This window comes from Geodermatophilus sp. SYSU D00879, assembly GCF_054050375.1.
In genome coordinates this window covers 50,461-71,078 of sequence record NZ_JBJGZF010000011.1, presented here as the reverse complement: position 1 = coordinate 71,078, position 20,618 = coordinate 50,461, and the positions used below count along the sequence as shown (strand labels likewise).

The 20,618-nt window shown below is 71.9% G+C and carries 19 protein-coding genes and 1 tRNA gene; 14 read left to right on the top strand and 6 right to left on the bottom strand.

Translation table 11 applies throughout. From position 1 onward, the window contains the following. Nucleotides 1-192: 192 nt before the first annotated feature. Together ACI79B_RS15145 and ACI79B_RS15140 are read right to left on the bottom strand one after the other, a co-directional pair. A complete protein-coding gene (locus ACI79B_RS15145; RefSeq protein ID WP_456928769.1) occupies nt 193-1,077 on the bottom strand; it encodes an MBL fold metallo-hydrolase in 885 nt (294 codons plus the stop codon). Between the two features lie 39 nt (nt 1,078-1,116). Next, on the bottom strand, nt 1,117-1,782 hold the full coding sequence (locus tag ACI79B_RS15140) for a GntR family transcriptional regulator (RefSeq protein ID WP_456928768.1): 666 nt from the start codon (nt 1,780-1,782) through the stop codon (nt 1,117-1,119). A gap of 258 nt (nt 1,783-2,040) precedes the next feature. Between ACI79B_RS15140 and ACI79B_RS15135 the strand changes: the two genes are divergently transcribed. The 13 genes from ACI79B_RS15135 (at nt 2,041) to ACI79B_RS15075 (ending at nt 15,828) form a co-directional block, all read left to right on the top strand. Continuing rightward, nucleotides 2,041-3,831 (top strand): PEP-utilizing enzyme, encoded by a 1,791-nt coding sequence (locus ACI79B_RS15135; protein ID WP_456928767.1) that lies wholly within the window; start codon nt 2,041-2,043, stop codon nt 3,829-3,831. A 12-nt stretch (nt 3,832-3,843) separates the two neighbouring features. Further along, nucleotides 3,844-4,722 carry a PEP/pyruvate-binding domain-containing protein gene (locus ACI79B_RS15130; protein WP_456928766.1) on the top strand — a complete coding sequence of 293 codons (879 nt, stop codon included), beginning with the start codon at nt 3,844-3,846 and terminating at the stop codon, nt 4,720-4,722. A 232-nt stretch (nt 4,723-4,954) separates the two neighbouring features. Continuing rightward, a complete protein-coding gene (locus tag ACI79B_RS15125; RefSeq protein ID WP_456928765.1) occupies nt 4,955-5,803 on the top strand; it encodes a fumarylacetoacetate hydrolase family protein in 849 nt (282 codons plus the stop codon). Nucleotide 5,804: 1 nt separating this feature from the next. After that, the gene (locus tag ACI79B_RS15120; RefSeq protein WP_456858705.1) at nt 5,805-6,098 is read left to right on the top strand and encodes a putative quinol monooxygenase; all 294 of its coding nucleotides are present in this window, start codon (nt 5,805-5,807) and stop codon (nt 6,096-6,098) included. After that, entirely contained in the window at nt 6,091-6,780 is a 690-nt protein-coding gene (locus tag ACI79B_RS15115; RefSeq protein ID WP_456928764.1) for a histidine phosphatase family protein, read from the top strand. The genes ACI79B_RS15120 and ACI79B_RS15115 overlap by 8 nt, the downstream gene beginning before the upstream one ends. A 106-nt stretch (nt 6,781-6,886) precedes the next feature. Beyond that, the gene (locus ACI79B_RS15110; protein WP_456928763.1) at nt 6,887-8,302 is read left to right on the top strand and encodes an NAD-dependent succinate-semialdehyde dehydrogenase; all 1,416 of its coding nucleotides are present in this window, start codon (nt 6,887-6,889) and stop codon (nt 8,300-8,302) included. Between the two features lie 7 nt (nt 8,303-8,309). After that, nucleotides 8,310-8,915: an adenylate kinase gene (locus tag ACI79B_RS15105; protein WP_456928762.1), complete on the top strand. Its 606-nt coding sequence runs from the start codon at nt 8,310-8,312 to the stop codon at nt 8,913-8,915. A gap of 26 nt (nt 8,916-8,941) precedes the next feature. Next, nucleotides 8,942-9,796: an FAD binding domain-containing protein gene (locus ACI79B_RS15100; RefSeq protein ID WP_456928761.1), complete on the top strand. Its 855-nt coding sequence runs from the start codon at nt 8,942-8,944 to the stop codon at nt 9,794-9,796. Continuing rightward, entirely contained in the window at nt 9,793-10,296 is a 504-nt protein-coding gene (locus ACI79B_RS15095; protein ID WP_456928760.1) for a (2Fe-2S)-binding protein, read from the top strand. Before ACI79B_RS15100 ends, ACI79B_RS15095 begins: the two co-directional genes overlap by 4 nt. Then, nucleotides 10,293-12,626, top strand: coding sequence for a xanthine dehydrogenase family protein molybdopterin-binding subunit (locus ACI79B_RS15090; protein WP_456928759.1), 2,334 nt, complete (start codon nt 10,293-10,295; stop codon nt 12,624-12,626). Before ACI79B_RS15095 ends, ACI79B_RS15090 begins: the two co-directional genes overlap by 4 nt. Nucleotides 12,627-13,708: 1,082 nt before the next feature. Then, a complete protein-coding gene (locus ACI79B_RS15085) occupies nt 13,709-13,921 on the top strand; it encodes a hypothetical protein (protein ID WP_456928758.1) in 213 nt (70 codons plus the stop codon). Nucleotides 13,922-14,225: 304 nt separating this feature from the next. Continuing rightward, on the top strand, nt 14,226-14,528 hold the full coding sequence (locus ACI79B_RS15080; protein WP_456928757.1) for a helix-turn-helix domain-containing protein: 303 nt from the start codon (nt 14,226-14,228) through the stop codon (nt 14,526-14,528). Between the two features lie 166 nt (nt 14,529-14,694). After that, a complete protein-coding gene (locus ACI79B_RS15075) occupies nt 14,695-15,828 on the top strand; it encodes a tyrosine-type recombinase/integrase (RefSeq protein ID WP_456928756.1) in 1,134 nt (377 codons plus the stop codon). 103 nt (nt 15,829-15,931) lie between these two features. On the opposite strand, the gene ACI79B_RS15070 is transcribed toward ACI79B_RS15075, so the two are convergent. Both ACI79B_RS15070 and ACI79B_RS15065 read right to left on the bottom strand, forming a co-directional pair. Further along, a tRNA-Pro gene (locus tag ACI79B_RS15070) sits at nt 15,932-16,005 on the bottom strand. Between the two features lie 76 nt (nt 16,006-16,081). After that, on the bottom strand, nt 16,082-16,927 hold the full coding sequence (locus tag ACI79B_RS15065; protein ID WP_456928755.1) for an SDR family NAD(P)-dependent oxidoreductase: 846 nt from the start codon (nt 16,925-16,927) through the stop codon (nt 16,082-16,084). A 98-nt stretch (nt 16,928-17,025) separates the two neighbouring features. Here ACI79B_RS15065 and ACI79B_RS15060 point away from each other — a divergent pair, with 98 nt between their 5' ends. Continuing rightward, a complete protein-coding gene (locus tag ACI79B_RS15060) occupies nt 17,026-18,549 on the top strand; it encodes an MDR family MFS transporter (RefSeq protein WP_456928754.1) in 1,524 nt (507 codons plus the stop codon). 5 nt (nt 18,550-18,554) lie between these two features. Here ACI79B_RS15060 and der read toward each other — a convergent pair whose 3' ends face one another. Together der and cmk are read right to left on the bottom strand one after the other, a co-directional pair. Further along, nucleotides 18,555-19,901: a ribosome biogenesis GTPase Der gene (gene der / locus ACI79B_RS15055; RefSeq protein WP_456928753.1), complete on the bottom strand. Its 1,347-nt coding sequence runs from the start codon at nt 19,899-19,901 to the stop codon at nt 18,555-18,557. Further along, a complete protein-coding gene (gene cmk, locus ACI79B_RS15050; RefSeq protein ID WP_457000187.1) occupies nt 19,898-20,614 on the bottom strand; it encodes a (d)CMP kinase in 717 nt (238 codons plus the stop codon). Before cmk ends, der begins: the two co-directional genes overlap by 4 nt. Nucleotides 20,615-20,618: the final 4 nt, after the last annotated feature.

Genomic DNA, 20,618 nt, shown 5'->3' with positions numbered 1-20,618 from the left:
CCCGCGCCCGTCACCGACGACGGCCGCTCCGCCCCTCAGCGCGAGGCCGGGCCGGCCAGGTGAAGAGCGCCTCGCCTCCCCAGGCGACGACCACCGCAGGACCGGCAGGCTCCTCACGGGCCCTCATCGCGGCCACCACGTCAGGGCCGCTGGAGCGCTCGGGACGGCGCGGCCGCCACACGGCGTCGGGGCTCAGCAGCTGCGGGGAGGGACCGGTGCGGCTCGGCGGGCGGTGAACCTGTCGAACAGCGAGCCGGCGTTGAGGGTCTCGACGTACTCGAGCATGTACTCCTGGCCGACGTCGACCGGGCCGAGCTTCGGGAACTTGACCCGTTCCTGGGTCTCCTCCTTGCTCCAGCCGGCGGCCACGCCCTCGGCGACGGCCGCCTTCCAGCTGAGCAGCGCCGCCCGCTGCCTGTCGACGTAGGACAGGTCCGTGACCGGCCCGTGGCCGGGCACCACGACGTCGACGTCGAGCGATCGGATGATCTCGAGGGAGTCCAGCCACTGGTCGACGTCACTGGTCATCAGCCACGTCTGGCACTCGCAGAAGACGCTGTCGCCGGTGAAGACCATCCGCTCCTGCGGCACGTACACGGCCAGCTGACCGGGGGTGTGACCGGGCGTGTGCAGCAGGTGGAAGTCATGGTCCCCGACCCGCAGCGAGAGGTCGCCGGTGAAGACGATCTGACCCTTGTTCGGGTCCTCGTAGTACTCGTCCCGGTCCGGGAACAGCGCGATGCCGTCCGGGTCGTCGGTGGCCAGGGCCTCGCGGGCGTACTCGAACGGGTCCAGCTCCGGATACACCGTCATGAAGTTGTCGTAGAGCCCCTTGTGGTTGACCACCGTGCCGGCGCCGCGGAAGTACCAGTTGCCGAAGATGTGGTCGACGTGGTGCTCGGTGTTGATCAGGTACTGGACGTCGCCGAACGTCTCGATGAAGCGGCGCATCTCCACGGCCCGGGTCGGCAGCTGCGGCGTGTCGATGACCACCGGACCGGCCGAGGTCACCACGAAGCTGGGGTTGCACCCCCGCACCTTGGTCTCGGTGAACACGCGGTCGTTGAGCTGCTGCATCGGAGTCTCCGTATAGCTCGGTCAGTGCGGGCGGAGGGGTCAGCTGTCCTGGGGCATGTGTGCGCGGTTCAGCAGAGAGGCGCCGAAGAACTCGATGTGCGCGCGCATCTCCTTGCCGGCCAGATCCGGGTCACGGAACTGGACGGCCATCAGCACGGGGCGGTGGAGCTCGGCGATGGCGTGCAGGTCGGAGTGCCCGCGCAGCACGCTGACCACGGTTCGGGCCTCGACCCGCAGCGAGCGCCACACCTCGAGGAGCACTTGATTCCCCGCCGCTTCGACGATGATCTCGTGGAAGCGGGTGTCGTGGACCAGTAGCGCATGCAGGTCACCGGCGTCAGCGGCATGGCGCATGCCGGTCAGCTCGTCCTCCAGCGCACCCACGTGGTCCTCTGTGATCCGGGTCGCAGCCTCCCGGCCGGCGACCTCCTCCAAGGCGGCCCGCACGGGATAAATCTGGCCCAGCTCCTCCACGGTCACTTCACGGACGCGGGCGCCCTTGTGCGGCTGCGACTCGATGAAGCGCATCGCTTCGAGATCCCGCAGCGCCTCGCGAACGGGCGCCTGGCTGACACCGAACTCCGCCGCCAGCACGCTCTCCTTGACGCGGTCGCCCGGGCCGTAGGTGCCATCGAGGATGCGCTCGACGATCAGGTCCTTGATCTGGTCGCGCAGGACGCCGTCGCGGCGAAGTGGCCGATCCACTCGTTCTCCCTCGGATGAGGACCGCCCCAGGCGGCCCGCTTGATTATCGATAGTACGGCCTGATGATGTGCTGTCAACCACAGTGATCGATCGTTCACCACCCGTAAGATGCGGCCCAGGTCACGAAAACCCGGCTCGGAGGGTTGACGTGCGTCACACCGCCCTGCCAGATTATCGATAGTTCGGCCGTTCGCCCCGCTGGGTGAGAGCCGACGTACGCGCCCCACACATCTCCCAACGACCACAACCGGAGTGGGCATGAGCGACAACGTCTTGGCGACCTTCTTCGGGGACGACGAGTTCCCGGTGCAGTGGGAGGCCGGCCAGAAGGACCTGTTCTGGGTGCATGACGACCTCCACATCCCCAACCCCGTCTCCCCCATGTACGCAGACATCGGCGGCTGGTGGCTGAAGTGCGACTACATGTTCCGGCGCTTCGGTACCCCGTTCGCCTCTGACTGGATCTCCAAGATCGTCAACGGCTACGTCTACACCGCGGCCATCCCGGCCACCCCGGGCCTCTCGGCCGAGGCGTCCGAGTACGGCGCCCGCTACACGCCCCGGGTCCCCCTGGACCCGGAGGACCCGGCCGAGCTGGGCGGCTACATGGGTTGGACGCTGCCGTACTACGCCGAGAACTTCCTCGGCTGGTGGCGCGACCGGTTGCGGCCGGAGATGGAGCGCAACTTCGTGCGCTTCGACGAGTACGACTACGACGGGGCCAGCCTCGTCGAGCTCGCGATCCTGCTCGAGGACGCGATCGACATGCACGACCGGCACTGGTCCATCCACTGGGTGCTGAACTTCGCCCAGTTCTCCTCCACGCTGGCGCTCAACGCCGCGATCGCGGCGGCCAAGGGCGACGGCGACCACTCGGCGCTGATGGGCCGGCTCCAGAGCTCCACCGAGAACCGCAACTGGGACTCCATCGACGAGCTCTGGAAGATCAAGGAGTGGGTGAAGAACGAGCAGGGCGAGGTCGCCAAGGCCTTCACCAAGCCCACCGCCGTCGACGTGATCCGCGCCCTGGAGGGCACGGAGGCCGGGCGGACGTTCCTCGCAGAGCACATCGAGCCGTACCAGAAGGTCTTCGGGTACAAGTCGATGTACGCCCACGAGTTCTCGTTCAAGACATGGCGCGAGAACCCGGCGCCGATCGTCGAGGCCGTGCGCGGCTACCTGGAGTCCGACTACGACTACCCGGCCGAGCTCAAGGCAGTGGCCGAGGACCTGGAGAGGGCGAAGGGCGAGGTCTTCGAGGGCGTGGAACCCGGCCCGGCCCGCGACGAGCTGGAGCGGGCGCTCGACCTGAGCCTGCGGATGAACCCGCTCACCCCTGACCACCACTTCTACATCGACCAGGGCACCAACGCTCGGGTCCGGCTCGTGCTCATCGCGATCGGGAAGAAGCTGGTCGGCGACGGCAAGCTCGACGATGCCGAGGACGTCATGTACCTCAAGTACAACGAGCTGCGCCGTCTGATGGCCGGCACCAACTCCTTCGACGCGCAGGAACTGGTCGGCGACCGCCGCGACGCCCGCGAGGACGCCTACGAGCTGCGGCCGCGCGACTGGGTCGGCACGGCCACCGAAGAGGCCGTCGCCTTCCCGTACCTGTCGCTGTGGGCGTTCCCGGAGAAGCTCAACCGGCCGGCGCCGAGCCACGAGGGCGAGATCCCAGGGCTCCCGGCCTCGGCCGGCGTCGTCGAGGGAACCGCCCGCGTCGTGCTCTCCCAGGAGCAGTTCAGCGAAGTCCAGCCCGACGAGATCGTGGTCTGCCGGATGACGAGCCCGTCCTGGGTCGTGCTGTTCACCAAGATCTCGGGTCTGGTCACCGACGCCGGCGGCATGGCGTCGCACCCCGCCGTGGTCTCGCGAGAGTTCGGGATCCCCGCGGTCGTCGGCACCTCCGACGCCACCCGCCGGATCAAGACCGGTGACCGCGTGCGGGTCAACGGCTCCACCGGCCGGGTCGAGATCGTGTCCGACGCCCCCGCCATTCCGGCCCCGGCCCAGGCCCCGGCCCCGGCCCCGGCCCCGGCCCTCTGAGAGGTGAGCCCGATGACCGCGATCCTCCCGCCCCCGACCGCCGAGGAGCACGCCGCCGTGTCGACGCACGAGCAGCCGCTCGTCCTGCCGTTCAGCGATCCCCGGTGCCAGGTGGTGGAGCTGACCGGCGGCAAGGGCGCCAGCCTGGCGACCATGACCGCCGAGGAACTCCCCGTCCCGCCCGGCTTCGTGATCACCTCGGCGGCCTTCGCCGCCGCGGTGGACGAGGAGGCCCTCCGGGACGCGATGCGCCGCAAGGACGTGGAGGCCGCGAGGTCCCTCGTCGCCGCGGCGAAGCCGCCGCGCGAGCTGATCGAACGTGAGTACGCCAAGCTGCAGGGCCTGGTCGCGGTCCGGTCGTCGGCCTGTGCCGAGGACTCCGAGGGCGCCAGCTACGCCGGCCAGCAGGAGACCTTCCTCAACACCGAAGGCTTCGACGCGGTGCTGCACAACGTCGTCGAGTGCTGGCTGTCCTTCTTCACCGACCGCGCCGTCTTCTACCGGCAGGAGAAGGGGTCGCTGGAGGACGTCGCCATGGCCGTCGTCGTCCAGCAGATGATCGACAGCCGGAAGTCCGGCGTCATGTTCACCATCGACCCGGTCCACGGCCGCAAGGACCGCATGGTCGTCGAGGCCGCCCGAGGGCTCGGCGAGGCCGTGGTCTCCGGCGAGGTGACCCCGGACAACTACACGCTCTCCCGGCAGGGGGTCGTGAAGAGGGCCAAGGTGGTCGACGCCGAGCGGGTGCTCTCCGACGAAGAGTGCGTCGCCCTGGCCGAGATGGGCCAGAAGCTCGCCGAGCTGCACGGTGTCCCCCAGGACATCGAGTGGGCCTTCGACGCGGCGGGCGACCTCTTCCTGTTGCAGTCCCGCCCCATCACCACGGTCTGAGCGGGCCTTCCGGCCGGGCACGGCGCCGCACCTCGCCGCGCCCGGCCGGGCTGTCCACCGCACGCGAACCTCGATCAGGAGTCGCAGACGTGACCTCAGCCGCCGCTCCACCCGGCTGCCTCTCGCCCCGGAACGGGTGCTCGATCGCGCGAAGGACCCCGCGTCGTCCAGGTCTGCGACCGGCACCACGCCTGCAAGTGACGATCATCGACGCGGTTCAGGAGGTCGGCTCGTGAAGTACGTGACCTACGCAGCTCCCGACGGCACCAGCCGCGTCGGACGACTGGACGGCGACGAGGTCCTCGACATCGGATTCGACGGCGACATGATCGCCTTCATCGAGGCCGGCGCGCCGATCGGCACAGAACGGCCGGCGCCGGACGCTCGCCTGCTGGCGCCGCTGCAGCCCCGGTCGTTCCGGGACTTCCTCGCCTTCGAGGGGCACCTGAAGAACGCGTTCAAGAACCTCGGCCGCGACATCCCCGCCGAGTGGTACGAAGTGCCGGCCTTCTACCGCAGCGTCGGCAGCACCATCACCGGACCAGACACGGAACTGGCCTGGCCCTCCTACACCGAGCAGCTGGACCACGAGCTGGAACTCGCCGCGGTGATCGGCCGTCCGTGCAAGGACGTTCCCGCCAGCGAGGCGCTGGACTACGTCTTCGGGTTCACGATCTGGAACGACATGTCCGCCCGCGACGTCCAACGCCGCGAGCTACCGGTCGGCATGGGTCCGGCCAAGGCCAAGGAGTGGGACGGCTCCAACGTCCTCGGCCCGTGCATCGTCACCCCCGACGAGATCGACCTCGCCACCCTCGAACTCGAGGTACGGGTCAACGGAGAGCGCTGGGGCGGAGACACCACCGCCGCCATGCACCACAGCTTCGGTGACCTCATCGCCTACGCCGCCCAGGACCAGACCCTGCTGCCCGGTGAGGTGCTGGGCTCCGGCACCGCCACCGGCGGCTCCGGGCTGGAACTGGACCGCTGGCTACAGCCGGGGGACGTCATCGAGATGGACGCCGGCCCCATCGGCGTCCTGCGCAACACCGTCGGAACACCCCATCGGAAGGACAACTGACATGGCGTTCGTCGTCGCAGCCACCTGGAAGGCCAAGCCCGGAGAGGCCAAGCGGGTCACCGACGTGATCAAGAAGATGACGCCGCTGTCGCGTGCCGAGCCGGGGAACGTCTTCTACCAGGCGCAGGTCAACCCGGAGGACCCCGAGACCTTCTTCCTCTACGAGCAGTACACCGACGCGCAGGCCTACGAGGACCACAAGAACACGCCGCACTTCCAGGAGAACGTGTTCGGCTACATCATCGAGTACCTGGCCGAGCGCAGCGTCAAGACGTACGAAACGATCGATGTCTGAGCCGTCCGGCCCCGACGTCGCTGTGGCGCACCGGCTCCTGCTGGTGCGCCACAGCGAGATCGCCTCGCACCGGGGGGACGTCCCGCTCACGGACAACGGGGTGGAGATCGCCCGGCAGGTCGGCCGTGACCTCGGCAAGGAGAGGCCGGCTTTTCGTGTCCTGACCGGCGGGACGTTGCGTACCCGGCAGACCGCCGAGGCCGTGGCCGAGGGGGCGCGGAGCGAGGGGGCGGAGGTCGAGGGACCTCGCGTGGCCTTCGCGCTGCGCAATCCCGACATCTACGTGGCAGGCGAACGGGTCGACATGGTGAGCAGCGCCGGTGCCCTCGCCGAGCAGGTTCCCGGCATGACCGAGGACCAGGCGGCGTCGAACCCGTTCTTCTCCGGGTTCTTCGACCACCCCGACCGGATCGGCTGGTGGCTGCGGCTACCGAACGTCCCCGGTGACGACGCGACGACTCTCGCCCGCCGCATCGACGCGTTCGCCGGCAGCCTGGCCGACCCAGGCGGCCCCACCGGTGGGCTCACCGTCGCGGTGACGCACTCCCCCGTGCTGCGCGCCTGCGCGCTGGCCCACCTCGGCGACGACCCCGGGGAGCCGCCGTGGGTGGGTGGCCTGGAGTACGCCGTCCTTCCCGACAGGTCGCTGCGGGTCAGCGCCTTCGCCATCGAACGCACCTGACGCCGATCGACTGACGGCCTCCGTCCTCACCGACGTGCTCGTCCTCGGCTGAGCCATCGGCCGGCTCGACAACCGCCGCTGACCCACGACCAGCTAGGAGCTGCACATGCCTTCCACCGTCACCACGGTCGACCCGGCCACCGGCGAGCCACTGACGAGCTACCCCGGCTCCGACGTCGACGAGGTCCTCGCCGTCCTCGGCTCGGTGGCTGAGACGCAAGCCTCCTGGGCCGCGACCCCGGTGGAACAGAGAGCCGAGATCATCCGTGCGATCGGCGCTCAGCTGCGCAAGGACGTCGAGGAGCTCGCCGCCCTCATGACCGCCGAGATGGGCAAGCCGATCGCCGAGGCGCGCGCCGAAGTGGAGAAGTCGGCCACGGCGTGCGACTACTACGCCGACCACGGACCCGCTGCGCTGGCTCCCGTAGAGGTCGATACCGGGGACCAGCGCAGCTGGGTCGCGCACGAGCCCCTGGGCGTGGTCCTGGCCGTGATGCCCTGGAACTTCCCCTTCTGGCAGGTCCTCCGGTTCGCCGCGCCGACCCTGCTGGCGGGCAACACGGCGATCCTGAAGCACTCCCCCAACGTCACCGGCTGCGCGCTCGCCATCGAGCGCGCCTTCCGGGACGCCGGCCTCCCCGAGAACGTGTTCCGCAGCATCGTCGTCGCCGAGGAGGACGTCCCGGCGGTCAGCCAGGCGCTGATCGAGGACGACCGGATCGCCGCGGTCAGCCTCACCGGCAGTGAACGCGCCGGCGCCGCCGTCGCCGCCGCCGCGGGCCGGGCCATCAAGAAGAGCCTGCTGGAACTCGGCGGCTCCGACCCCTTCGTCGTCCTCGACGACGCCGATCTCGAGCTCGCCGTCGCAGCCGCGGTCAAGAGCCGTTTCATCAACGGTGGGCAGAGCTGCCTGGCGGCCAAGCGGTTCGTCGTCCACCAGGCGGTCGCCGCCGACTTCAGCCGCCGGTTCGCCGAGGCGGTGACCGAGCTGACCGTCGGAGCTCCCACCGACCCGACCACGACCATCGGCCCCATGGCGCGGGCGGACCTGGTCGCCGGGCTGGAGCGGCAGGTCCGCGAGTCGGTGGACGCCGGGGCCACGCTGCTCATCGGGGGCGAGCGGCTCGACCGACCGGGCGCCTGGTTCCCACCGACCGTCCTCGCCGACGTCACACCGGAGATGCCCGTGATGGCTGAGGAGACCTTCGGACCGGTGGCCGCGGTCATCGGGGTCGCCGACGACGACGAGGCGGTGCGCATCGCCAATGCCACCCGCTACGGGTTGGCCGCCAGCGTCTGGAGTGCCGACCCGGAACGCGCACTGTCCGTAGGCCGGCGCATCACCTCCGGCGCGCTGTTCGTCAACGCCGTCGTGGCCTCCGACCCGAGGCTGCCGTTCGGGGGCACCAAGCGCAGCGGCTACGGCCGAGAACTCGGCGAAGCAGGCGCGATCGAGTTCACCAACGCCCGCACCTACGTCGTCGGCTCGGGCGTGCTGCCCAGCGGCCCGCCCACGGAATGAGGTCCTGATGCGCATCGTCCTGCTGGGCCCGCCGGGTGCGGGCAAGGGAACCCAAGCTCAGATCATCGCTGGGAAGCTCGGTGTCCCGGCCATCTCCACCGGGGACATCTTCCGGGCCAACGTCAGCAACGGCACCGATCTCGGCCGGCGGGCCAAGGCCTTCATGGATGCCGGGGACCTGGTGCCGGACGAGATCACCGTCGCCATGGTGCTGGCTCGACTGGCCGAGACCGACGCCACCGGAGGTTTCCTCCTCGACGGCTTCCCGCGCTCCATCCCGCAGGCGGAGCGCCTGGACGAGGCGTTGGCCGAGCGGGGCCAGCGGCTCGACATCGTCCTGGAGCTCGTCGTCGACGAAGAGGAGGTCGTCCGCCGCCTCTCCGGTCGCCGGCTGCTGGTCGACGGCGAGTGGGTCGCGCGCGAGGACGACAAGCCCGAGACGGTCCGCCGCCGTCTGCAGGTGTACCGGGACCTCACGGCGCCGCTCACCGCCTTCTACGCCGCCGCGGGCCTGCTCCGTCGAATCGACGCCATCGGGGAGATCGACGAGGTGACCAAGCGGGCATGCGCCCAACTCGGTCCCAGCCCAGTCTCCACCATCAGTCATCCCTGACCAGTCACCCCGGAAGGACGGCGAGGATGCCGAGGTACTACCGGCCGACCACCACGGCCGACGCGCTGACCGCACTGGCCGACGGCGGCGAGCGCGCACGGCCGCTCGTCGGCGGCACCGACCTGCTGGTCGGGCTCCGGCACCACACCGTCGAGCCGGACCTGCTCGTGGACCTCAAGGCGGTCACCGACCTGCCCGAGCCGATCATCGCCACGGACGACGGCGTGCGAATCGGCGCCACGTGCACGCTCGGCGAGCTCGTCGCGCATCCGGTGGCCCAGGACTGGTACCCGGCGCTGGTCGAGGCGGCCCTCACGGTGGGGTCCGTGGCCATCCGCAACCGGGCGAGCCTGGTCGCCAACTCCTGCAACGCGTCACCCGCAGCTGACACCGCTCCCCCGCTGCTCGTGCACGACGCGCGGGTCACCATCGCGTCGCTGGACGGCGAGCGCACCGCGTCGCTCGACGAGTTCTTCCTCGGGCCACGGCGCACCCTCTGCGGGCCCGGCGAGCTGGTGACCCGCATCGATCTCCCCCGCCCCTCGCCAGGCTCGGGGTCGGCCTTCCGCCGCCTCACCCGGCGGCGCGGCGTCGACCTCGCGACGGTCAGCGTGGCCGCTGGGGTGCGCACCGACGGTGGGCTGGTCCTCGGGATGGGCGCTGTCGGGCCACGGCCGCTGCGCACCGAGGTGCCCGGACCGGTCGACCTGGCCGACGAGGCCGCCCTGGGCGCGGCCCTCGACCAGCTGCTGTCGGCCGCGACTCCGATCTCCGACGTCCGGGGCAGCCGCGAATACCGCCTCGCCACGCTCCGCGTCCTCGCCACCCGCGCGGTGCACGCCGCCGCCAGCCGACGCAACCCCAGGGAGATGGCCTCATGAGCGTCAACGACCACCTCGTGGACGACGAACTGCAGCCGGTCACGCTGACCGTGAACGGCAGCGAGCGCACCGTCGCCGTCCCCGCCCACCGCACCCTGCTGGACGGCCTCCGCGACGAGGTCGGGCTGCCGGGCACCAAGAGCTGCTGCGCCGAGGGCGAGTGCGGCGCGTGCACCGTGCTGCTCGACGGCAAGGCGGTCAACTCCTGCCTCGTCCTCTGCGTCGAGGCCGCGGGCCACGAGGTCACGACCGTCGAGGGGCTGTCCACCGACGGCCTCACCGACCTGCAGGAGGAGTTCCTCAAGGCCGGCGCGGTCCAGTGCGGCTTCTGCATCCCGGGCCAGGTCGTCTCCGCGGAGTACCTGCTGCGGACCAACCCGGCGCCCGACGAGACCGAGATCCGCGAGGCCCTGTCGGGCAACCTGTGCCGCTGCGCCGGCTACCAGCGCATCGTGCGCGCGGTGCAGGCGACCGCCGTCCGGCGAGGAGCGGCGCAGTGACCACCGCGCCGGAGCGCGCGGTCGAGCAGCGCGACGACCTGGGCCTCCCGGCGGATCTCCATCCGGGCGGGCAGGTCGGCCGGCCCGTGCTGCGCTACGGCGGGGACGCGCGGACCTCGGGCGCCCAGCGGTTCCTCGCCGACCTGCGCTTCCCCGGGGCGCTGCAGGTCGCAATCGTGACGCTGCCGGTGGGCAGCGCGGACGTGCTCCGCATCGACGCGACGGCCGCCCGGGCGATCCCCGGCGTCGTCGACGTGGTGACCCCGGCGGACCTGCCCGCCCCGATGCCGCGGTTCGGCGTCTCCCACACCGACCGTCCGGTGCTGGCCGACGGCCGGGTCAACTACCACGGCGAGCCCGTGGCGGCGGTGGTCGCCGAGACGCTCGATGCGGCCCAGGCCGCCGCGCGCGCCGTCGTCGTCGACTACCGGGAGCTGCCGGGCGTCTACTCCCTCGAGGCCGCCCTCGACCCGGGCGCGCAGCTCGTCCAGGACCCCTCGATCCGGCCGGGACACGCCCTCGCCGGCACCAACGTGCTCGAGGACGCGCACTACGCCTGGGGCGACCTCGAGGCAGAGGAGGCGCGCACGGACGTCGTCGTCGAGAACACCTACACGTTCCCGATGGTCACGCACTTCCCGATCGAGCCCGGCGGCACCGTCGTCGTCCCGACCGACCAGGGCGGCCTCGACGTCTACTCCCCAGTGCAGCACCCCTTCGTGCTGCAGCGCACGATCGCCTCGGTCATCGGACTGCCCCTCAACCAGGTGCGGGTCTTCGCGCCCGACCCCGGCGGAGGCTTCGGGGGCAAGCAGAACCCCAAGATCGAGCCGCTGATCGCCTTCCTCGCGCTCCGGACCCGGCGGACCTGTCGGATCGTGCTGTCCCTGGAGGAGACCTTCCAGAGCATGCGGCGCGCCGGCTGCCGGATAGCCGCCCGGACCGGCTTCACGTCCGACGGCGCGCTCACGTTCCACCAGGTGTGGGCCGACTTCCAGATCGGCGCCTACGCCGACGTGGCCCCACGAGTCATGGGCAAGGGCAGCTACGTCGCGGCCGGGCCCTACCGCATCCCCGGTGTGCGGATCGACGCCCGCGCCGTCATGACCAACACGACGCCCAGCACCGCCTTCCGCGGCTTCGGCAGCCCGCAGGTCGCGTGGGCGATCGAGTCGCAGCTCGACGCGGGCGCGAGGGAGCTGGGCCTGGACGGCCTGGAGATCCGTCGGCGGAACCTGGTCGCCCAGGGCGAGGCGTTCGTGCGCGGCGAGTCCGAGGCCGCGGCCGACGGCAGGTGGCACGAGAGCCTGGAGAAGGCCGCCGAGCTGATCGACTGGGGGACGCCGCTCCCCCCTAACAGGGGCCGTGGCATCGCGGTGGGCATCAAGCCGGGCGCCACCTCGGGGCTGTCGCAGAGCCTCGTGCGGCTGCTGGCCGACGGCAGCGCGATCGTCTACGCGGGCACCTCCGACATGGGCCAGGGCGCCCGGACGCTGTGGCAACAGATCCTCGCGGACGAGCTCGGGGTGGCGCTCGACCACGTCTCAGTGGTCAGCGGCGACACCGGCACCGTGCCCTTCGACCTCCAGACCTCGGCGAGCCGGTCGACGGTGTTCATGGGCTCGGCCGTACTCGAGGCCTGCCAGGACGTGCGCCGGCGGGTGCTGGAGCTCTACGCCGAGTCGAAGGACGTCCCCGCCGACGAGTTGTCCGAGCGTCCCGGCGTGCTGGTCACTCCCGACGGCGAGCTGAGCCTGCCCGAGGCGGCCCGGCAGGCACTGGGCCCGCTGCGCGGGGAGTTCATCGGCCAGGGCACCCGACGGCTGCGCGGCAAGAGCAAGCACCCGCTCGGCGGCGACGCCGCCTTCTACGAGTTCAACGCCACCGCCATCGAGGTGGAGGTGGACCGGGAGACAGGAGAGCTGCTCCTCACCAGGCACGTGACGGTGAGCGACGTCGGTACGGAGCTCAACCCGCTGCAGGTGGTCTCCCAGGACGAAGGCGCCGCGATCATGGGACTGGGCCACAGCCAGATGGAGCAACTGCTGCTCGACGAGCACGGACGAATCCGCAACCTCGGCGCCCTGGACTACCGCATTCCCACGTTCAAGGACGTCCCGGTGGAGCTGGTGAGCGCCGCCGTCGAGAACCACGACGGTCCAGGGCCCTACGGGTCGAAGGGAATCAGCGAAGGCGCGCTGCTGTGCACGGCCGGGGCCCTCGCCGCGGCAGTCACGGACGCCACCGGCGTAGTGATACGGGACCTCCCCCTGACACCGGAGCGGGTCTGGGCCTCGATCCAGGAGGCCGCGACCGACCGGCCCGGCTGAGCACGCGCCTTCCGCGGTGAGGACCCGGACTGCCCGGAGGCCTGGCTAGGGCCACCACGACGCCTGGGTCCAGCAGCGCGTCGACGGCGACCTCGTCACCGGGACGGACGTCTCCCGGCCGGCAGCCCTGCCCCGGCCCACATCGCGGCGGTGAGCAACGACGCGGACGGGTCGTGCTCACCGGGCTCGAGCACGAACATGCTCCAGCAGCCGATCGCATGCCTGGCCTCCGGCAGGCGAACAGCAGCGACCGAGCCCTGGGCATCAAGGCACGGCCTGCGCTCGCCGGCATCGGACTCGAGCGGCAGTCGGGCATCGGCCGGCAGACGAGGACCGTCGAGCCGACCTCCGACGATCGTGCTGCGGAAGGCGCCGCGCCCCTACTGCAACGGCTACTGCTGGGACGGGCTGCCACCTCGCCCGCGCCCAAGTCCTACGCGCTCGGGACGCGAAAGACTGCAGGCTTCCTCGCACCCGGTCAACACCGCCAGGCGAACGAGGTTCATGGCGTGATGCTCCTCCCCAGTAAGGCCTCCGTCTGTCTGAGCGAGCCGAGGAAGTGCCCCTGAGCGGCCTGCTTTGGGCGATTGGGGCGCGCAGGGCCGTAGTCCCCTCCGGGGCGGGATCGACGACTCTTAGCCTCGGCCCATGACTCGGAAGCCACTGCGGTGCCGGTTCGGGTTTCACTCCTACGTCCAGCGACATCCGGACGGCGAGCAGCCCTTGAGTGTGGACGACAAGATTTGCCGGAGGTGCGGGAAGCGCACGGGCGCCCCGTTCGCGTGGGCGCCGCACGTCTTTCCCGGGTGATGTTCTCAGCGGTGGTGGCGGAGGGGTAAGCGGCCAGAACGTGTCCCTAGAGCCGCCTTCAGGGACACCACGGTTCGCCGAAACGCCGGCTCACCAACTCGGCTCGAGCTCCGTGCGCCCGACGGCACCGCACACATCCCGGGCGCCGCCGCCAGGGGCGCATCCCCACCTGGTGCTCGCCGGCGTGCCGGCAACGTGCCTGGGAGCAATCACGGGCCGCGGCCTCCGGCCGTAGCGCAGTCCATGTCGTCGAGCGGCGCGTAGAGGTCCCCATGCGGCAGCCGCTCACCCGCCGGGACTGGCCCCAGGCGCTGCACGAGCTGGCTCAGCAGATCGATGACGGGCGGATCTACGACCGCGACCTCTCCGGGCTGTCCGTCGCACTCGACGCCGTCCTCGATGCCTACAACCGCCGGCCCTACATCCGTCTCCGAGCTGCCGACGAGCACCGCATGATCTGGGGTCCCCGACACACATCCCGCTGAGGAGTGGGCCCGGAGGAACGGGCGTGCCGGAGGACTACTGCGGGCGCCGTTCTGCGTACCGCCCCTGGACCTGTCCTGAGCGGCCGTCTCCAGCCCTCCTCCAGTTGAGATCTTGGGAAACTGGAGGACCGTCGCAGCCTTGCGCTCTCCTGCCCTGTCGACGCACATCCCTGGTCGCAGAAGGACCGAAGAAGTACCCGAGGCCGCTCCCCCATCGTCGACAGCTGCACCGCACGAGCCGCCGTTGCCGCATGGCCGCTGTCGGACGTCGGCGGGCGGCGTGGAGACCTGGGGAGGAGACGACATGAGCGACCCGGAGCGCCTTCACGACGTGCTGGCCAGCAATCCCCTGCTGCTGACCCCCGAGGAGGCAGCGACGGTCCTGCGCATCGGTCGGACGACCATCTACGCGCTCATGAAGGCCGGCGACCTACGCCCGGTGCACATCGGCCGCAGTTGCCGTCTCCCCCGCACCGAGCTCGAGCGCTACGTCCGCTGCTTGGAGATGTCCGCGAACGCCGCGTTGGCACCGACGGCTGAGCTCGACGCAACACGCTCTCCGCGACGTCGAAGCGACGCCAGCCCACGCCGCATACACGCCCGATAGCCGTCCCGCCTTACTGCTGGGGACAACGCCGCGGCCATCCACCGGTTCGTCCCGCCGGCGGCTGCCCCAGGCGCACCCGTGGTGACGTCGCCTGGCTGGTCTCGGGACCGCAGGTCGCCGGCAGGGAGCGAGTGCCCGGGCAAGCCGACAGCGCCGGAGGGTCGACGTGGCACGACGCGCGAACGGCGAGGGGTCGATCTTCCGGCGGAAGGACGGCACGTGGTCGGCCGAACTCAGCTACCGGGACGACCACGGCACCCTGAAACGGCGGACGGTCTACGGGAAGACGCAGGCCGAGGTCCGGGCCAAGCTCCGCGAGGTCCGCCAGCGGATCGAGTCCGGAGCACCGGTCAAGGACGCCTCCATGACCGTGGCCGCGTGGCTCGAAGACTGGATCACCAAGTCGCTGGCCGCTAGCAACCGCAAGCAGACCACCAAGGACCTCTACGCCACCCTCGCCCGCACCCATCTCGTGCCCACGGTCGGGACGATCTCCCTCGGCCGGCTGCGTCCCTCGGATGTCGAAGCGCTCATTGTCACCAAGCGGGATGCGGGCCTGGCGGCGTCGACAGTGCGGACGATCTACACCGTCCTGCGGGCGGCGCTGGACATCGCCGCTCGCGACGGGCTGATCCGCAGCAACCCCGCGGCCGCCGTCAAGCGGCCCGGAGTCGAGCGCACGGACGCGCCGCACCTGACCACGGAGCAGGCGCATGCACTCCTCGACGCGATCCATGGCGACCGGCTGGAGAGCCTGTTCCGGCTCATGCTGGCCACCGGGCTGCGCCGCGGGGAGGCGCTGGGGCTGCACTGGTCCGACGTGGACCTCGACTCCGGGCTGCTGCGGGTCCGCTGGACCCTCGCCCGGACGTCCCAGGGACTGCAGCTCGACGAGCCCAAGACCGACAAGTCCCGCAGGACCGTGCCACTCCCCCGCTCGGCCGTCGAGACACTTAAGGCCCACCGAACCCGGCAACTGGAGGAACAGCGCTCGGCCGTCGGAGCCTGGCAGGACCACGGCCTGGTCTTCACCACCGAGATCGGGACGCCGCTCGAGCCGCGGAATGTCCTACGGCGCTTCGAGGTGGTCGCGGGGCGAGCCGGCCTTCGCGGCGTCACCCTGCACACCCTCCGGCACTCCGCGGCCAGCTTCCTGCTGGCGGCCGGCACGCACACGAAGGTCGTCCAGGAGCACCTGGGCCACTCGTCCTACGCGATCACCGCCGACATCTACAGCCACGTCGGTCCGGCTCAACAACGCGAGGCGGCCGACCGGCTCGACCAGGCGCTCCGCTGGTGACCGCTGCCGTATCGAGGGCCGCGTTGCTGTACGCGTTGCTGTACTCACGCGAGAGGCGGGCCACCCTCGTCGGGTGACCCGCCTCTGACCTGCGGTGTCGCTGTCGGGCTGACAGGATTTGAACCTGCGACCCCTTGACCCCCAGTCAAGTGCGCTACCAAGCTGCGCTACAGCCCGAGCGCCGGGCGGCTCGCACCGCCCGATCGCTGCGTAGAGCAGGTTACCGCACCCGCTCCCCCGCTCCGCCCGGTGGTCAGCCGCGTGCCGTGGTCAGTTGCTCGCTCACCTCCCACAGCCGCAGCCGGGCACCCGGGTCGCGCCCCTGACCGGGCGTGGGCAGCTCTCGGCGCCCCGCCCACAGCTTCCCCGTCACGGTCGCCGTCTCCGGGGCGGTCGCCAGCCACAGCACCGTGTCCGCGCCCTGCTCGGGCGTGCGGCCGAAGCGGTCGGTGACCCACCGGAACGGACCGCCGACGTCGGCCAGCAGCCCGGTGCCGGCGACCAGCCCCAGGTGCACCGCGTTGGCGACGACTCCGGTGCCGGCCAGCCGGCGCGCGAGCTCCTGGGTGAACAGCACCCGCGCCAGCATCGTGGGCGGCGTGGACCGCAGGTAGGAGTACCGCCCGCGCAGCCGCTGTGGGTCGTCGAAGTCGATCGTCACGCGGCCGTACCGCGACGCCACGTTGACCACCCGCGCCGGCGCACTGGCCTGCAGGAGCGGCAGCAGCTCGCGTGTGAGCAGGAAGTACGCCAGGTGGTTGGTGGCGAAGGTCAGCTCCACGCCGTCAGGGGTCAGCCGCCGCTCCTTCACGAACACCCCGGCCGCGTTCACCAGCACGTCGAGCCGGTCGTGCCCGGCAGCGAACCGCCGCGCCGCCTCGCGGATCGACGCCTGGACGGCGAGGTCGCAGACCAGCACCTCGAGCCGCGCGCCCGGCGCCGCCGCCCCGACGTCCCGCAGCGCCCGCTCGCCCCGCTCCGCGCTGCGCACCAGCAGCACGACCGCGGCGCCCTCCCGGGCCAGACCGGTCGCCGTCGCCCGGCCGATGCCCGACGCCGCGCCGGTCACGAGCGCGACCTTCCCGTCCGTGCGCGCCATGCGGCGCATCCTCCCGCCGTCCCGGCGCGCGCCGGGACACTCGCGCCGCCCCCTCCGTGTCGGGAATGCGCGACGACGGCCGGCGTTGGTGGTTGTCCGTGACAACCGTGACCCGGGCCTCGGTCGGGCTCCGTTCCGAGCGCGGCCCCGTGCTCGGGGCGGTCATGCTCAGCACCGCGCTGATCGCCCTCGACAGCACGATCATCGCCACCGCCGTCCCCGCCGTCGTCGACGACCTCGGCGGGTTCAGCCAGTTCCCCTGGCTGTTCAGCGTCTACCTGCTCACCCAGGCGGTGACCGTGCCGGTCTACGGCAAGCTCGCCGACGTCCTCGGGCGCAAGCCGGTGCTGCTGTTCGGCATCGCGGTGTTCGTCGCCGCCTCGCTGTTCTGCGGCCTGGCCTGGTCGATGCCGGCGCTGATCGTCGGGCGGGCGCTGCAGGGCATCGGCGCCGGCGCCATCCAGCCGATCGGCATGACCGTCATCGGCGACATCTACACCGTCGAGGAGCGCGCCCGGGTCCAGGGCTACCTCGCCTCGGTGTGGGGCGTCTCGTCGGTGCTCGGGCCCACCCTCGGCGGCGTCTTCAGCGACTACCTGTCCTGGCGCTGGATCTTCCTGGTGAACCTGCCGCTGGGCGCGCTGGCGTTCGTCGCGCTGCTGCGCCGGTGGAACGAGCGCGTCGAGCGCCGCACCCACCGCTTCGACGTCGCCGGCGCCGTCCTGCTGTCGGCCGGCTTCGCGCTGCTCATCCTCGGGCTGCTGCAGGGCGGCAGCGCGTGGGCGTGGACGTCGGGGACCTCGGTCGCGGTCCTCGCGACGGCGGTCGTCCTGCTCGTGGCCTTCGCGCTGGTCGAGCGGCGGGCCGCGGAGCCGGTGCTGCCGCCGTGGGTGCTGCGCCGCCGCATCCTGCTGTCCGGCAACGTGGCCGCGCTCGGCCTGGGCGCGCTGCTGATCGGGCTGAGCTCCTACCTGCCGACCTGGGCGCAGGGCGTCCTCGGCGCCGGCGCGCTCGAGGCGGGCTTCGCGCTCGCCGCCCTGACCCTCGGCTGGCCGATCGCGGCGAGCCTCGCCGGCCGGCTCTACCTGCGGATCGGCTTCCGCAGCACCGCGCTGCTCGGTGTCGCGCTCGCCGTCGCCGGGACCGTCGGGACGGCGCTGCTCGGCGCCGACGCCCGGCTGTGGCAGGTCGGCGCGTGGATGTTCGTCACCGGCGCGGGCCTCGGGCTGTCGTCGTCGCCGCTGATCGTCGCGGTGCAGTCGGTGGTCGGCTGGGACCGGCGCGGCGTCGTCACCGCCACGAACATGTTCGCCCGGTCGATGGGGTCCGCGGTCGGCGCGGCGGTGTTCGGCGCGATCGCGAACACCACGCTGGCCGCCCGGTTCGCCGCGCCGCCGCCGGGCCTGGACGGCGAGGTCCCCACCGACGTGGACAGCACCACCGCCGCGCTGTCGCAGGGCGGCGCCGTCGCGGAGTTCGCGCGGGAGAGCCTGCACGCGGCCTCCCACGGCGTGTTCGTCGCGACCGCCGTGACCGCCGTCGTCATCGCGCTGGCGGTGCTGGCCATGCCCCGCCGGACCGAGCCGCTGCGCTTCGACGACGACCCGGCCCCGGCGGGCTGACGCGGTCAGCCGCGCTTGTCGTTCCCCCGGCCCTCGCGGACCTTCACCGAGATGTCCAGCGGCGTGCCGCCGAAGCCGAACCGCTCGCGCAGCTTCCGCTCGAGGAACCGGCGGTAGCCGGCCTCGAGGAACCCGGTCGAGAAGACGACGAACCGCGGCGGCCGGATGTCCGCCTGCGTCACGTACTTGATCTTCGGCGCGCGCCCGCCGCGGGCCGGCGGCGGCGTCTCCTGCACCAGCTGCCGGACGTAGGCGTTGAGCTCCGCCGTCGGCACCCGGGTCTCCCAGGAGGCGAGCGCGGCGTGCAGGTGGTCGGGCAGCTTGCCGATCCCGCGGCCGGTGGCCGCGGAGATGTTGACCCGGCTGGCCCACTTCACGCGGGCGAGGTCGCGCTCGATCTCGCGCTCCAGCTGGGCGTGCCGGTCCTCGTCGAGGGTGTCCCACTTGTTGAACGCGATGACCAGCGCGCGGCCGGCCTCGATGACCTGGGTGATCACCCGCTGGTCCTGCTCGCTGATCACCTCGTCGGCGGCCAGCAGCACGACGGCGACCTCGGCGGCCTGGATGGCGGCCTCGGTGCGCAGGCTGGCGTAGTACTCGGTGCCGCTGGCGGTGTTCACCTTGCGGCGCAGCCCCGCGGTGTCGACGAACCGCCACTCCTCGCCGCCGAGGGTGATGATCGAGTCGACCGGGTCCACGGTGGTGCCGGCGACCGAGTCGACGACCGACCGCTCCTCCTTGGCCAGCCGGTTGAGCAGGCTGGACTTGCCCACGTTGGGCCGCCCGACCAGCGCCACCCGCCGCGGGCCGCCCTCCTCGGGCTGCTCCCGGGGCGCCTCGGGCAGCGCGTCGAGCACCAGGTCGAGCAGGTCACCGCTCCCCCGGCCGTGCAGCGCGCTGACCGGCTGCGGCTCGCCCAGGCCCAGCGACCACAGCTCCGCGGCGTTGGCCTCGCTGCGCTCGTCGTCGACCTTGTTGGCGACGACGATCACCGGCCGGTCGCTGCGGCGCAGGATGCGCGCGGCGGCCAGGTCGGTGTCGGTGGCGCCCACCCGGCTGTCGACCACGAACACGATGACGTCGGCGGTGCGCATCGCGAACTCCGCCTGCCGGCTGATCGACGCGCCCAGCCCCTCGGCCTTCGGGTCCCAGCCGCCGGTGTCGGTGACGGTGAACCGCCGGCCGTTCCACAGCGCCTCGTAGGAGATGCGGTCCCGGGTCACCCCCGGGATGTCCTGCACCACCGCGGCGCGCCGGCCCAGGACGCGGTTCACCAGCGTCGACTTGCCCACGTTGGGCCGGCCGACGATCGCCACCACCGGCAGCGGACCGCCGGTGCCCTCCTCGCTCATGCTCTCTCCCCCGCACCGACCGCCGAGAGCGCCAGCTCGACGATGCGGTCGACGACGCCCTCCCGGTCCAGGTCGGTGCTGTCGACGACCACCGCGTCGGCGGCCGGCCGCAGCGGGCTGTCCGCGCGGCTGCTGTCGTACTCGTCCCGGCGGCGCAGGTCGGCCGCCAGGTCGGCGATCTCGTCCGGGGTGGTCAGCCCCAGCTGGGCGGCCCGCCGCTGCGCGCGCGCCTCCGGCGCGGCGGTCAGGTAGACCTTCACGGTGGCGTCGGGCAGCACCACGGTGCCGATGTCCCGGCCCTCGACGACGACGGCGTCGGCCGCGGCCACCAGCGCCCGCTGCTGGCCGACCAGCTGCCGGCGCACCGCGGGCACCGCCGAGACCGCCGAGACGTTGCGGGTCACCTCGGCGCCGCGGATCCGCACCGCGACGTCGGCGCCGTCGACCTCGACCCGCTCGGTGTCCGCCGCCGTCCCCACCTCGATGCGCGCGCCGGCGACCACGCGGGCCACCGCCTCGGCGTCCTCGGGGTCGACGCCGGCGTCGAGGACGGCCACGGTCGCGGCCCGGTACATCGCGCCGGTGTCCAGGTAGGCCGCGCCCAGCCGGGTCGCCGCCGCGCGCGCGACGCTGGACTTGCCCGTGCCCGACGGCCCGTCGAGGGTGACCTGCCCCCGGAACCCCTGCTCGCCCACTGCGCCGTTGCTCCGCACAGTG